This window comes from Mesorhizobium sp. GbtcB19, from assembly GCF_019091085.1.
In the GTDB taxonomy this organism is placed as follows: Bacteria; Pseudomonadota; Alphaproteobacteria; order Rhizobiales; family Rhizobiaceae; genus Mesorhizobium.
Genome location: NZ_JAGXJY010000005.1, coordinates 183,427 through 196,445 on the forward strand (window position 1 = coordinate 183,427; position 13,019 = coordinate 196,445).

The window sequence follows — 13,019 nt, forward strand, 5'->3', positions numbered from 1 at the left end:
CGCAGAATGGACTGTGTCATAATAGTGAACGACTGTTCAAAATATGTTCACCATTCTCTCACCGACGTCGGCTTGCAACGCCGGTGATTTTCCGTTCCATCTGGGCGCTTCCACAAGGACACGATCTTGCACGACCAGCCGAGCCGCCCGAATCTCCTCCTCATCACCTGCGACCAGTGGCGCGGCGATTGCCTGTCGGCGGCGGGTCATCCGGTGGTGAAGACGCCGAACGTGGATGCCTTAGCCGCCGAAGGCGTGCATTTCCGCCGCCATTATGGCGGAGCGGCGCCCTGTTCTCCCGCCCGCGCCTGCCTCTATACCGGGCTCTATCAGATGAACAACCGCGTCTGCCGCAACGGCACGCCGCTCGATGCGCGCCACGGCAACATCGCGCTTTCGGCGCGCGCGGCGGGTTACGACCCGACGCTGTTCGGTTACACCGACGTCGCGCTCGATCCGCGCGAGATGGCTGACAACGACCCACGCCTTCGCAGCTATGAAGGCGTGCTGCCCGGCTTTACCGTGCGGCAGGCTTTGCCGGAACACCAGAAGCAGTGGCTGTCGTGGCTGCGCGCGCAAGGCATCGACACCAGCGCCGGCAGCCCGGACATCCACCGTCCGGCCAGCGGTCAGACCAAGAGCGATGTGACCAACGCTCCTCCAGTCTATTCGAAGGACCAGACTCCGACGGCTTTCCTGGCCGGCGAATTCGTCCGCTGGCTTGGCGAACAGGAGAACAGCGCGCCGTGGTTCGCGCATATCTCCTTGATCAGCCCGCACCCGCCCTTCATCGTGCCGGAGCCCTACAACACCATCTACGACCCCGCTGACGGCCCGGCCTTTCAGCGCGCGGCAAGCTGGCAAGTCGAGGCGGAAAGCCACCCCTACCTCGCCTATGATCTCGCCAGGCAGAAGAGGAAAAAATTCGTTCCCGGCATCGAGGGCAGCGTGGCGGACTGGAGCGAGGAAGATTTCCGGCGCATCCGCGCGATCTACTATGGCATGATCTCAGAGGTCGACACGCAGCTCGGCCGCATCTGGCAGGCGATCAAATCAGCCGGCGCCTGGGACGACACCGTCATCGTGCTCACTTCCGACCATGCCGAGATGATGGGCGACCATTTCATGCTGGGCAAAGGCGGCTTCTTCGACGCCAGCTACCATATCCCGTTGATCATCCGCGATCCGCGCCGGAGCGCTGCGGCCGGCTCATCCGTGGACCATTTCACCGAAGCCGTCGACATCTTCCCGACCTTGCTCGATCTGATCGGCGCCACGCCGCAGCGCCATCTCGACGGCCGTTCGCTCGCGCCCTGGATCGACGGCAACGAGCCGGAAGACTGGCGCAACGCCGCGCATTGGGAGTTTGATTTCCGCACGGTCGCCGCAGGCGAAGCCGAGAGCCATTTCGGCATTGGATCGAGTGCCTGCAACCTCGCCGTTATCCGCACGGCGGACGTCAAATATGTCCATTTCGGCGGCGGCCTGCCGCCGCTTCTGTTCGACCTTCAGAAGGACCCGGGAGAGTTGAACAATGTGGCGAACGACCCGGCCTATCTGCCGGTGCGACTGGAGTTCGCGGAGAAAATGCTAGCCTGGCGCGCCGCGCATCTAGACCAGTCACTGGCGCTGGCCGAGCTGACGGACGATGGCGTGGCCGGGTACGTTGCCAAGGCAGTAGGGCAGTAAGGCAATAGGGCAGTATGGGAACCGCTCCCTGCTGCCCTACTGCCCTACTGCCCTACTTCAGCATCATCCGCTGCTGGTCGCGCTTCTCGGCATAACTGCTCTTGTCATAGGCCGTCTGCGCCTGCAGCTGCTCCTTGGTGAAGTTGGTGTAGAGGTACTTCTTGCCGTCCTTGTCGGTCATGAATTTCAGCTTGTCCATGCCGACCGCCACCTCCTTGGCGCCAATGCCGAGGAAGCCGCCGACGTCGACGATTACCGCGTCCGGCTTGTTGTCGGGCGTCAGCACGACGTCGCCGATGGAACCGATCTTGGCGTCGTTGGCGCCATAGACCGTCGCACCCTTCAGATCGTCGACCCTGATATTGCCCATCGGCATTTCCGTCAGCGTCGACTTGTCGATTGAAGCGGTCTTTGTCTGGTCGGTGGCGGCAGCACCGTTATCGGCCGGCTTGTTCTCGGCCGTGCTCTGGGCCGCCGGTGTCGCGGGCTTGGTCTCCGCGGTCGACTTGGCGGGCTCTGCCGGCTTGGCGCCCTTATCGGAGGTCGTGTCCGACGACGCTACCGCGGGCGTGGTCGTGGCCGGGGCATTGTTCGCGGCCGCCGTCGAGCCGGGCGCCGGATCATAGGCCTTGCGGTTGAAGTCGGGCCGTGCCTGCAGTTCCTCCTTGGTGGTCTCGGCCACCAGCCAGCGGTTGCCGTCCTTCTCCGCCCATTTTGCCTTGGCGAAGTCGTAGGTGACATTCTTGGTGCCGATGCCGAGGAAGCCGCCGACGCCGATCACCAGTGATTCCGCCTTGCCGTCCTTGGCCAGCACGATGTCCTTCACGTCGCCGATCTTCTGGGCATCGTCCGCGGTGCCGTTATAGACCGCCTTGCCCATGATGCTGGTGGCGATGTTGCCCTCCGCCTTCTTCACCGGCTCGGCCGGTTGCGCGGCGGCTTGCTTCTGCGTCCCTGTCGTATCGGTCGCCGCCGGCTGCGTGGCGTCGGTGGACTGCGCCGGCGCCGGATCATAGGGCTTGCGATCGAAAGCCGGCTGGGCGTTCAGCTCATCCTTGCTGGTCTTGGCCACCAGCCAGCGGTCGCCGTTCTTCTCGGCCCATTCAAGCTTGCCGTAGTCGAAGGCGACATCCTTCGTGCCGACGCCAAGGAAGCCGCCGACGCCGATGATCGCGGACTTGGCCTTGCCGCTTGAATCGAAGACGACATCGTCGACCTTGCCGATATTCTGGGCATCGTCGCCGGTGCCGTTATAGACGGACTCCCCGATGATATTGGTCATCAGCGCGCCGTCGGAACGCGGAACAGGAGCCGTGTTTTCGGCTGCGGGAGCCTGCGCCGGAGCAGGCGTGGTCGTCTGTGCAAAGGCGCCGGTTGCAAGCGATGTCGCCAGAGCGGTGGTCGCAAGAAGCGTGCGGATCATGACGGTCTCTCCTCGTGCCTGATTTCGTGCATGCCGCTCGCCCGGCCAGCCCTGCGCGGCAGGCCGGGAGCGGCATTGTCAACAGGTTCACAACGTTGTGACCCAAGCGTTGTTCCAACGCCGAGTTTTCCCGGGAGCTCGGATTCTCGACCTCTGGCGGAACCTTTGCGACCGCATCTTCGTTTCAGCCTGCGGCTGGTGGGTCTTCAGCCCAGACTTGAAGACAGACGGAGCGGGGCATGCGGTTTGCTGCGGTGCTGAACCAGGATGGCGGCACCTTGCGCACCATAGACATCGGAGCGTTTTCCGAGCAGTTGCGTCAGATACTCGAAGCGGCGGGGCATTCGGTCGAGATCGATATCGTCGCCGGCCGAGACATCGCCGCGGCGCTGGAAAAGGCGATCGCCAAGCGAAATATCGATGTCGTGCTTGCCGGCGGCGGTGACGGCACGATTTCCACCGCGGCCTCCCTTCTCATGAACAAGAAGAAGGCTCTGGCGATTTTGCCCGCCGGCACCATGAACCTCTTCGCGCGCGGCCTTGGCATTCCCCAGACATTGGAAGCGGCGCTGCAATCCTTTGCCCATGGTGAGGTGATCGCCGTCGATATGGCGAGCGCCAACGGCCGGCCTTTCGTGCACCAGTTCTCCGTCGGCATGCACGCCAAGATGGTCCAGCTGCGCGAGAAAATGGATTTCGGCTCGCGTCTTGGAAAGATGCACGCATCGGTGCGCGCCGCCTGGGCGGCGATCAAGAACCCGCCGGCGCTTAAGGTCAGCCTGAGCGTCGGCAAGGCGGAGATCGTCACCCGCACCACCGGCATCGGCATCTCCAACAACCTGTTCGGCGAAGGCCATCTGCCCTATGCCGACAATCCGGCCGGCGGCGTGCTTGGCGTCTATGTCAGCGTCGCGCGCCGGCGTCATCACCTGGCAAAGCTGCTGCTGGACATGCTGCGCGGCCGGTTGCGCCAGAGCGCGCATGTCGAAGTGCATCAGGCTGGCAAGGCGGTGCTGAAAATCCACTCTCCCGCCAGGAGGTTCAGCGCGGTTTTGGACGGCGAATTGATCAGGCTGGAGCGCGAAACAACGATCGAGATTCATCCCGGCGCGCTGAACGTGCTCGTTCCGGCAAGCAATGCGCAGGCAAAGGCGGCGTGATGCGGAGATCAACCGCCCTGGACGGGTTTTTGCGCCGCCGGAGGCGCTTCCGGCAGGGTCTGCTGCGTGGTCGGCGGCTTGATCAGTTCGCCATAAATCTCGACCGCGCCCCACGCGATAAAGGCGAGCAGAAGTCCGGCGACGAGGATTCTGAGGCCATGCCAGCCCCAATGCCCTTGGCGCGCTTTGTCTTCAGGTACGATCTTGGTCACCTTTGGCCTCCATACTGCGCGGCGGCGGGCACTTCAGGTGCGACATGTCAGGTAACGGGGCCTGTTCGGGAAGGTTCCGCGCTCAGGGCGGACGCTCAGGCATGTGCGCGGCGATGGATCGCATATACGCGGGGATGATTGCATGACCACTCGGGGGATTGGTGACTAGCAAGGCAGACAGTTTGCCGGAGGATGTGGGCCGCGTTGTCATCGATGCGGACCGGCTCGCCGTGCTTGCGGGCCTGGGCGCCATGGATGCCGCGACCGATCCTGACTTCGACCGCATCGCTGGTCTTGCAGCGGCCATTGCCGAAGCGCCCATCGTGCTGGTCAGCCTCGTCGACAGCGATCGCCAATGGTTCAAGTCGCGCATCGGTCTCGACGAGCAGGAGACGCCGGCCAGCATCTCCTTCTGCGCCCATGCCATCGCCGCCGGCGACGATCCCATGGTCGTGACCGACGCCAGGCTCGACCCGCGTTTTACCGCCAATCCGCTGGTCAATGGCAAGCAGCACATCCGCTTCTATATCGGGGTGCCGATGGTGGTGGCCGGGGCCAGGATCGGCACACTTTGCGTGCTCGATCGCGAACCGCGACCGTTTCCGACCGCGGACAGGCTGGCGAAACTGAAGACGCTCGCCGACCTCGCCGCCAGCCTGTTCACTTTGAAGGACGCCACCCGCAACGGCGCCATCGCCAAGACGGAACTGGCGCGCGAGGAAAAACGCCGCGCCATTGCGCTCGATGCCGCTTCGCTGGCAAGCTGGGTGTGGGACATCCGCACCGACATGATCGAATGCGACTCGCTCCTGGCCGGGCTTTTCAACCTGCCGGCGTCGAACCGGCTGAAGGCGCGCGACATCCTGCGTGCCATCGACCCGCGCGATGTCTACCAGACCGAGACGCGTTTTCGCGACGCGCTGAGCGGCAGCGACGACTATTTTGGCGAGTACCGGGTCAATGGATTCGACCCTCCCCGCTGGGTCGCCACGCGCGGCCGCGTCGTCGAACGCGACGGCGAGGGCAAGCCGACACTGATCTTCGGCGTCAATTACGACATCACCGAACGCAAGCTGGGCGACGAGCGGCAGCGCCTCCTGCTGCGCGAGCTCAACCACCGCGTCAAGAACACATTGGCGACCGTCCAGGCGCTGGCGACGCAGACGGTCCGCCACGCGCGTCAGCCGAGCGAGTTTCTCGAAGCCTTCAGTGCGCGATTGCACGCGCTCGGCGCCGCCCATAGTCTACTGTCCGATCGGGAGTGGCGCGGCATCGGCATCGGTGAGTTGGCGCGTATCGAGGCCAAGGCTTTCGACACCGGCGACCAATCGCGCATTACGATTTCCGGTCCCGAGCTCCTGCTCTCGCCGGACCAGGCGGTGGGTCTGGGCCTGATCCTGCATGAACTCGCCAGCAACGCGCTGAAATACGGTTCGCTTTCCGTCCCATCGGGAAAAGTCGATCTCGACTGGAAGACGAAAGGCCGCAAAGGCGCGCGCCGCCTGGTGCTGACCTGGCGCGAAAGCGGCGGTCCGGAAGTCGAACCTCCCGACCGCCAGGGTTTCGGCTCGATCCTCATCCGCCGCAGCCTTGCCAAGGTGATCGACAGCGACGTGACCCACGAATTTCGCCCCGGCGGTGTCTTCGCCGAGATATCGATGCCGCTCGAACCGTCCTTGAAATGAGTGGTCCGGCGATTTGCTAAGCGGATCTAAGGCATGCCGTCCGGACCCGGCTTCGGCGGATTGGGTTTGGCGTTCTCGCGATAGATGGCGTAGGCGACGATCGCCAAGGCAGGGGCCACGACGGCTCCCAACCCGCCCTTGCTCTTGGCAAGCGCCGGAAGCAGGGCAAGTGCCGCGGTAATGCCCACCGCCGTCATGTCGGCCTGCCGCCGTCTTGCGCGCCGCCTGCTGCGCATGCTGGCGGTCAGCTTATGGATGACCACGATCAGGCCGGCTATGACCAGGAATCCGATGCCGAAACCGAGGCTGGTCGCCAGCGGTCCGTAGCGCGCCGCCAGCCAGATATAGGCAGCCCCTATGAGGAAGCCGACGCCGCACAACGCAAAAATGGCGGCAAGCCCGTAAAGGATTGCCGTCATCCGCGCCCTTTGCAAAGCGGCCATCGCTTCGCCCGAAGCAAGGGCCGAGATCAGCGAGACAATCGTCCCCATCTGCGGCTAACGGCGGGACAGGAGAGCGAAGAGGAAGCCGACGCCTGCGGCGATCGCCAGCGACGTCACGGGCTTCTCGCGCACTTTCGCGATCAGCTGGGCTTCGATGTCCTCGGCGCTTCCCCGCATGCTTTCGAATGCGGCCTCACCTTGCGCCCGCAATTGTTCGACGCCGTCGGCGGCGGCGCGACGGGCCGCGCCATAGCCGTGCTGGCCGGTCTTGGCGAGTTGCTCGGTGAGCTTCTGGATGTCCGCTTTCAGCTGCTCGATATCGGCTTCCAGGTCGGCGGTGGTCGCTTGCTCAGTCGTGGATCTGCCTGCAGCGGTTGCCATTCTCTAACTCCTTGCGTTTGCTTGGATTTCAACGTCTGTTCTGCGCCAAGGTTCCGCACCTGGCCACTCAAAGCACTCTAGGGTGTGTTGAGATTCAGGTCAGGCCGAGTCGAAAATGGTGGCTTCCGAGAACCGGAGCGGAGCGTACTTAAAGTACGTGAGCACCGGAAGCGCAGGAAGCCGCCATTTGCAGGCCGGCATCACCTGAATATCGACGCACCTAGATAAGCGGCCGGCGTTCTTCACCGAGCCCTTCCCAGCGGGCCAGGTTCTTCAGCCCATCGTAGTCGATTACCTCGCAGCCGCCGTCGCGCCACCTGACGAGCTTGCGGTCCATCAATTTGCGGATCGTCTTGTTGGTGTGAACCAGCGAGAGGCCAAGCGTGTCGGCGATGTGCTGCTGCGTGATCGGGATTTGCACCGGAGTCTTGCCGTTGAGGCCGGCGCCGCGGGCCCGGCTGGCGATGAAGGCAATAAGATAGGCAGCGCGTTCGAGCGCGGTGCGGCGGCCGATGCTGAGCAGATTCTCATCCAGCATCCGTTCCTCGCGCGACGCGATCCAGGTGATGTCGTAGGCAAGGCCTGGATAGTTGCGATAGAGGTCGTGCAGCTGCTCGCGCTCGAAAACGCAGAGCAGCATCGGCGACAACGCCTCGACGGAATGCTGCATCTCGCCCATCAGGCTGCCTTGCAGGCCGATGAGGTCGCCAGGCATGGAATAATTGAGGATCTGCCGTCGCCCGTCAGGCAAGAGCTTGTAGCGGAACGCCCAGCCGGACAGCACCGTGTAGAGATGCGCGCTGTGGCTGCCCTCGACCAGGACCGTCGCCCCCTTGTCGACAGCCAACTCGCCGCGTTTGAAGGTGCTGATGAACAGCAGTTCCTGCATGTCGAATTCGCGAAAGGCCGGCAGCGGCCGCAGCGGGCACTTTTCACAAGGGTATTGACGACTGGCGACCGAACGTGTGCTTTGGCTGGACATTTCGACCCCTCTCGAAATCCCTGCCCTTATGGGCGCATGGAAACGTCTGAGACCGGCAGGGGTTCCGCGAGGCATGGAGGCCCATGTCTTTTTTAAATGACATAGCGCCGAATTCCGCGCATGAGTGCGGCCCGCCGAGGAGACACTGATAGGTGCCAGCATTGCTTGACGGACTGCGTATTCTCATCCTGGAAGACGAGTTCCTGATCGCTATGGATGTCGAGCAGCTTTGCCGGGATCACGGCGCCGCGGATGTGACGATCGCGCGCGATCTCGCAGAGATCGACGGGCAGGCATTGCCGTCCCGCTTCGACGCGGCGGTTGTCGATCTGATGCTCGGCGGCGTATCGACCCTGGACTTTGCCGCGCGGCTGCGCAGCGAGGGCGTGCCGTTCGTGTTCGCTTCCGGCTATTCGGATTCGGACGAAGTCAAGGGTTCGTTCCCGGACATCCGGCTGGTGACCAAGCCTTATTCGGGAGACGACCTCATCGAAGCCGTGGCCATTGCTTGCGGCCGCGCAAGAGCTGCCTGAGGCACTGTCGCGCCCGAACTACCGTGGTGTGATTCAGCTCACGCCGCGTTTGAACCCGTCACCTGCGCCGAGATGGCGTCGGGACCGAACTCGTCCTCTCCGGAAATCTTGAGGATCTCCTGCAGCCTTGTGCGCGCCCGGCTGACCCGGCTCTTGATCGTGCCGACCGCGCAGCCGCAGATTTCGGCGGCTTCTTCATACGAGAAGCCGGAAGCGCCGATCAGGATGATGGCTTCGCGCTGGTCCTCGGGCAGTTGCTCGAGCGCGCCGCGGAAATCCTTGAGGTCGAGCTGGCCGTGCTGGGCCGGATGAACGGCAAGCCTCGCCGTCATGATGCCGTCGCTGTCCTGCACCTCGCGGCCGCGCTTGCGCATCTGCGAATAGAACTCGTTGCGCAGGATGGTGAACAGCCAGGCCTTGAGGTTGGTGCCCGGCTGGAAGCTCTCATGCTTGTCCCACGCCTTGACCAGCGTTTCCTGGACGAGATCGTCGGCCCGGTCGGCATTCTGCGTCAGCGACACGGCGAAAGCGCGCAGGCTCGGGATCGCACCGAGCAACTCGGTCTTGAAGCTCTGGGACACCGCCGCCATGCCTCAGTCCTTTTTCTGGGCAGGTTCGGTCTGTTCCAGCTGGCTGAGCAACTGAGCGAAACGGTCCGGCACCTGGTCCGAGACCAACTCATCATAATATTGCTTGAGCTTGCGGGCAATTTCGGAGTTCGCTCCAAGCGGGTTGCCGTCCCCGTTCCGATGCCTGTTTGCGGCATCAGCCATCTGTTTTTTCGACATGTCTTTCATAGTCGCCCTGATTTCCAGCACCCGAACCGCTCTTCGACTTCAAACCACAACGCAAGCGGAACGCTCGTCTGGTTGCCCATCCCGAAATGCCCAAACGCCGGCCTGCTAATTTAGTTCCACAGCCGGCGGAACTTTTTCTGAAAGCCGGCGTTTGATTTTCCGGGGCTTGCACCGGCATGGCCTTGAACATGCAACGTCATCTGAGGGAGACGTAAATAATGAGTTTGTCCGCAACCATCGCTCCGCATCTTCCGTTCCTGCGCCGCTTCTCGCGGGCGGTTTCGGGATCGCAGGAGAGCGGTGACGCGCTGGTCGCCGCGATGCTGGAAGCCATCATCGCCGACACTAACATCTTCCCCGACGCCTCCAGCGACCGCATTGCGCTGTACAAGGTCTTCGCCAGGCTGTTCACGTCCGTGGCCATCCGCGTCCCGCAGGAACAGGCGCAGACCGCCTGGGAGCAACGCGCCGCGGCCAATCTGAACGCGATCGCGCCGCTGCCGAGGCAGGCTTTCCTGCTGGTGGCCGTCGAAGGCTTCAGCGAGGATGAATCGGCCGAGATTCTCGATGTCGACGAGGATGAATTCTCAGGACTGCTTTCCCAGGCGAGCAACGAGATTTCCCGACAGGTCGCGACAGACGTGCTGATCATCGAGGACGAGCCGCTGATTGCCATGGACATCGAGGAGATGGTCGAAAGCCTCGGCCACCGCGTCGTCGGCACGGCGCGCACGCATGCCGAGGCGGTGGCCATGTTCGGCAAGACCCGGCCGAAAATGGTTCTGGCCGATATCCAGCTCGCCGACGGCAGCTCCGGCATCGAGGCGGTCAACGAGATTTTGTCCTCGACGCCGGTGCCGGTTATTTTCATCACCGCCTTCCCGGAACGCCTGCTGACCGGCGAACGTCCGGAGCCGGCCTTCCTGGTCACCAAGCCCTTCAACCCCGACATGGTCAAGGCTTTGATCAGCCAGGCCCTGTTCTTCGACCGGCAGGCCAAAGCCGCGGCCTGATCCCGTCAAAAGCCCGGACTTTTCAGTGTCATGCGAGGCCTTCGCCCCTCGTGTGACGCTTGTCTGTTTTTACGATCTGAAAAGCCCCTTCAAGGGGATCGTCTTTTTCGGCAAATGGTGGAACAAACGGCACCGAGCCACGTTCTTTTCCCGACATAAGAAGGAGACGCATCATGCTGTACTGGGCGCTCGTATTTCTCGTAGTTGCGATCATCGCCGGCGCGCTTGGGTTCGGCGGCATAGCCGGTACGTCGGCAGGCATCGCGCAGATCCTGTTCTTCATCTTCCTCGCCTTCCTGGTGATTTCGCTCATTGCAGGCCTCTTCAGGAGAGCCTGACCGCTACACTGGAAGCCGCACCCCTCAAACGGTTTCCAGCCCCCGCCGGGCGGCGCCTCGAAAGAGCACCGTCCGGCGGACCGTTTTTGGAGAGCCTGCAATTTTCGGAGCGCCGAGACGGCGCGGAACCGGTGCGAGGTGAAGCCGTTCATGGAACGGGTGCGGACAAGGAGCGAGTGCGGGGATGTTTTCCAATGCCTTCCGAGGGTCCCACGAAAGACAGGGTTGAAAGAAAGGACAGCGAAGTGATCGCGATGCACCCTGCCGAAAGCGGGATGCAGTTGGGGCGGGCGTTGCTTCATGCCCTGCACAATGCGGGAATTTCGGTTCTCTACCAGGATCGGCAGATGAAAACGGTCTGGGCGCGCAACATGAGCGCGCCCTGGGCGTCCGAAACCGCCGACGGCAAGGATTTGCTTTCGCCCGCGCAGGCCGAGCGCATAAGAGCCACCAAACTCAAGGTGATCGATTCCGGCAACGCTGAACGGCTCGAGCTCAGCATTCCGGGAAGCCAGGGCGTACGCTGGTTTCAGCTGTGGATCGATGCCGATCGCGGGGATACCGGAGAAGTCCTCGGCATCGTCACCACGATGGTGGAGACGACGGAGCAAAAACGCCGCGAGCAGACGCTGAAGACGTTGCTGCGCGAAGTCAGCCATCGATCGAAAAATCTGCTCGCCATCATCCAGAGTATCGCCACCCAGACCGGGCGCTACACGGAGACGCTCGGCGAATTCCTGGCGCGCTTCCGCGGCCGGCTGCAATCGCTGGCTTCCTCGCAGGACCTCGTCACGTCCTCCAACTGGCGAGGAGCGGCGCTGCAGGAGCTTGTATCCGGCCAGGTCGGCCGCTACAGCAGCGATCTGTCGCAAAGCCTGCGCTTCGCGGGCGAGAATCCTTTTCTCAATCCCAACGCCGCCTTGCATATCGGCCTGGCGATGCATGAGCTGGCCGTGAACTCCGTGAGCTACGGCGCGCTGTCGCGGCCGGGCGGCCACGTCGAGGTGCGCGCCAGGCTGGAAGCGGAGAACGGAGCCCCGCCCAACCTTCTGCTGACCTGGACGGAAGTGGTCGGCGACGCGCCGCGCAATGAGAAGCGCTTCGGCAGCGTGGCGCTGGAGCGCGTCGTGCCGATCTCGCTGAATGGCTCCGCGACGCTCGACATCGGCAAGGACCGCATGGAATACCGTCTCACCGTCCCGCACGGGAATTTTGAGACAGATTAATAGCGTGGACCTTTGCCGGCGAAGCCTTAACCGGCTGTTCACCATAAAGTCCGATCCTGTGCTCCCGGCTAACGAGGCGCCGGAGACCCATCCGCGCCCGGTGCGCGATCTGGGAGATTGAATGATGGTTGCCGACTTGAACAGGCTGGAACAGGCTGCCCGCGTCTCGATGAGCGGCTTCCAGGAAGCCGAGCCGCCGCCGGTGCCAAGATCCTCGCACCTCCCGCTTCGCCTCGGCGCCATCGCGCTTCTCGCCGCCGTGGCCCTGACCGCGGCCTGGCAATTGTTCTGATTCCGTAGACGGCTTTGAAGTCTGACTAAAATCCAGGCCCGGAACTTTTATTCGCCAAGAATCGTTGTTTGCGGCGAGAGGTTTGGAGCCATGGAACACATCGCCGCATTGCTCTTCGTGGTCGGCTGTTCGAGCTCGATGACCGACTGCCGCGAACTCCAGGTGCCGGTCAGCGTTTTCGAGACCGAGCAGGCCTGCACCGCCGAAAGGCCCTTCGCGCTCGGCGACCTGCAGGGCCAGGCTCCCCACATCATCGGCAGGTGCCTCGCCGTCGATCCGGCGCTCGAGGACGACTACGACGAGGTCGTCTGGAACGTGCGGCCCGACGGCACGCTGGTGGCGTCCCTGGAGGTTTCCGGCATGGTCGTCGCGTCGAACGGCGAGCGCCCTGAAAAAGACTATCTTAGCCAACAGTAAAATCGGGCGGGCAAAGCCCGCTTTTTCATGCTAAACGATTGCCGGCACTGCCAAAAGTGAGGACAAAAGTGAGGAGCAATTCAATGCGGAAGATGATCATTGCCATGGTTGCCGTGGTCGCTGTCAGCGGCTGCACCAGCACCGAGCAGGACGTCGTCGGCGGCGGCCTGATCGGCGCTGGCATCGGCGGCCTGGTCGGTGGCGGCAAGGGCGCGCTGATCGGCGCGGCCGTCGGCGCCGGGTCGGGCCTCCTGGTCCGCAACCTGCGCAACGGCTACTGCCAGTATCGCGATCGTCACGGCCGGATCTACACGGCTCGCTGCAACTGAAGCAATTTCAGGAAAAGCGTGACACGGTTTTCCGTCCGAAATTGCGTCACAACAAGAAGATAGGGCGGTTCGCCGTTTCCCTGAAACGGTGAACCGCCC

At 63.1% G+C, this 13,019-nt stretch carries 17 protein-coding genes; 10 read left to right on the top strand and 7 right to left on the bottom strand.

Annotated features, from left to right (window positions below; translation table 11 throughout):
• Positions 1-126 precede the first annotated feature (126 nt).
• A complete protein-coding gene (locus KVT37_RS11795; protein WP_217572948.1) occupies positions 127-1,689 on the top strand; it encodes an alkaline phosphatase family protein in 1,563 nt (520 codons plus the stop codon).
• Positions 1,690-1,741: 52 nt separating this feature from the next.
• Here the strand turns inward: KVT37_RS11795 and KVT37_RS11800 are convergent, their stop codons facing one another.
• Positions 1,742-3,112, bottom strand: coding sequence for a PRC-barrel domain-containing protein (locus KVT37_RS11800; protein ID WP_217572950.1), 1,371 nt, complete (start codon positions 3,110-3,112; stop codon positions 1,742-1,744).
• Between the two features lie 239 nt (positions 3,113-3,351).
• Between KVT37_RS11800 and KVT37_RS11805 the strand changes: the two genes are divergently transcribed.
• On the top strand, positions 3,352-4,272 hold the full coding sequence (locus KVT37_RS11805; RefSeq protein ID WP_217572951.1) for a diacylglycerol kinase family protein: 921 nt from the start codon (positions 3,352-3,354) through the stop codon (positions 4,270-4,272).
• 8 nt (positions 4,273-4,280) lie between these two features.
• Here the strand turns inward: KVT37_RS11805 and KVT37_RS11810 are convergent, their stop codons facing one another.
• Positions 4,281-4,484 (bottom strand): hypothetical protein, encoded by a 204-nt coding sequence (locus KVT37_RS11810; RefSeq protein ID WP_217572954.1) that lies wholly within the window; start codon positions 4,482-4,484, stop codon positions 4,281-4,283.
• 161 nt (positions 4,485-4,645) lie between these two features.
• Between KVT37_RS11810 and KVT37_RS11815 the strand changes: the two genes are divergently transcribed.
• On the top strand, positions 4,646-6,169 hold the full coding sequence (locus tag KVT37_RS11815; RefSeq protein ID WP_217572956.1) for a sensor histidine kinase: 1,524 nt from the start codon (positions 4,646-4,648) through the stop codon (positions 6,167-6,169).
• A 26-nt stretch (positions 6,170-6,195) separates the two neighbouring features.
• Here KVT37_RS11815 and KVT37_RS11820 read toward each other — a convergent pair whose 3' ends face one another.
• From KVT37_RS11820 to KVT37_RS11830, 3 genes are all read right to left on the bottom strand, one after another.
• The gene (locus tag KVT37_RS11820; protein WP_217572958.1) at positions 6,196-6,660 is read right to left on the bottom strand and encodes a phage holin family protein; all 465 of its coding nucleotides are present in this window, start codon (positions 6,658-6,660) and stop codon (positions 6,196-6,198) included.
• 6 nt (positions 6,661-6,666) lie between these two features.
• Positions 6,667-6,993: a YqjD family protein gene (locus tag KVT37_RS11825; protein ID WP_217572960.1), complete on the bottom strand. Its 327-nt coding sequence runs from the start codon at positions 6,991-6,993 to the stop codon at positions 6,667-6,669.
• Positions 6,994-7,213: 220 nt separating this feature from the next.
• Positions 7,214-7,975 (bottom strand): Crp/Fnr family transcriptional regulator, encoded by a 762-nt coding sequence (locus KVT37_RS11830; protein ID WP_217572962.1) that lies wholly within the window; start codon positions 7,973-7,975, stop codon positions 7,214-7,216.
• A 152-nt stretch (positions 7,976-8,127) separates the two neighbouring features.
• Here KVT37_RS11830 and KVT37_RS11835 point away from each other — a divergent pair, with 152 nt between their 5' ends.
• Positions 8,128-8,508, top strand: a complete 381-nt coding sequence (locus tag KVT37_RS11835) for a response regulator (protein ID WP_217572963.1) — start codon at positions 8,128-8,130, stop codon at positions 8,506-8,508.
• 38 nt (positions 8,509-8,546) lie between these two features.
• On the opposite strand, the gene KVT37_RS11840 is transcribed toward KVT37_RS11835, so the two are convergent.
• Together KVT37_RS11840 and KVT37_RS11845 are read right to left on the bottom strand one after the other, a co-directional pair.
• Entirely contained in the window at positions 8,547-9,098 is a 552-nt protein-coding gene (locus tag KVT37_RS11840; RefSeq protein ID WP_027166584.1) for an RNA polymerase sigma factor, read from the bottom strand.
• Between the two features lie 3 nt (positions 9,099-9,101).
• On the bottom strand, positions 9,102-9,305 hold the full coding sequence (locus tag KVT37_RS11845; RefSeq protein ID WP_217572965.1) for a NepR family anti-sigma factor: 204 nt from the start codon (positions 9,303-9,305) through the stop codon (positions 9,102-9,104).
• Between the two features lie 218 nt (positions 9,306-9,523).
• Between KVT37_RS11845 and KVT37_RS11850 the strand changes: the two genes are divergently transcribed.
• From KVT37_RS11850 to KVT37_RS11875, 6 genes are all read left to right on the top strand, one after another.
• Positions 9,524-10,318 (top strand): response regulator, encoded by a 795-nt coding sequence (locus KVT37_RS11850; RefSeq protein WP_217572967.1) that lies wholly within the window; start codon positions 9,524-9,526, stop codon positions 10,316-10,318.
• 173 nt (positions 10,319-10,491) lie between these two features.
• Positions 10,492-10,656: a DUF1328 domain-containing protein gene (locus KVT37_RS11855; protein ID WP_018429836.1), complete on the top strand. Its 165-nt coding sequence runs from the start codon at positions 10,492-10,494 to the stop codon at positions 10,654-10,656.
• Between the two features lie 254 nt (positions 10,657-10,910).
• Positions 10,911-11,882: a sensor histidine kinase gene (locus KVT37_RS11860; RefSeq protein WP_254633983.1), complete on the top strand. Its 972-nt coding sequence runs from the start codon at positions 10,911-10,913 to the stop codon at positions 11,880-11,882.
• A 121-nt stretch (positions 11,883-12,003) separates the two neighbouring features.
• On the top strand, positions 12,004-12,174 hold the full coding sequence (locus tag KVT37_RS11865; protein ID WP_217572969.1) for a hypothetical protein: 171 nt from the start codon (positions 12,004-12,006) through the stop codon (positions 12,172-12,174).
• A 90-nt stretch (positions 12,175-12,264) separates the two neighbouring features.
• On the top strand, positions 12,265-12,591 hold the full coding sequence (locus KVT37_RS11870) for a hypothetical protein (RefSeq protein ID WP_217572971.1): 327 nt from the start codon (positions 12,265-12,267) through the stop codon (positions 12,589-12,591).
• A gap of 83 nt (positions 12,592-12,674) precedes the next feature.
• On the top strand, positions 12,675-12,920 hold the full coding sequence (locus tag KVT37_RS11875; protein WP_112100808.1) for a YMGG-like glycine zipper-containing protein: 246 nt from the start codon (positions 12,675-12,677) through the stop codon (positions 12,918-12,920).
• Positions 12,921-13,019 lie beyond the last annotated feature (99 nt).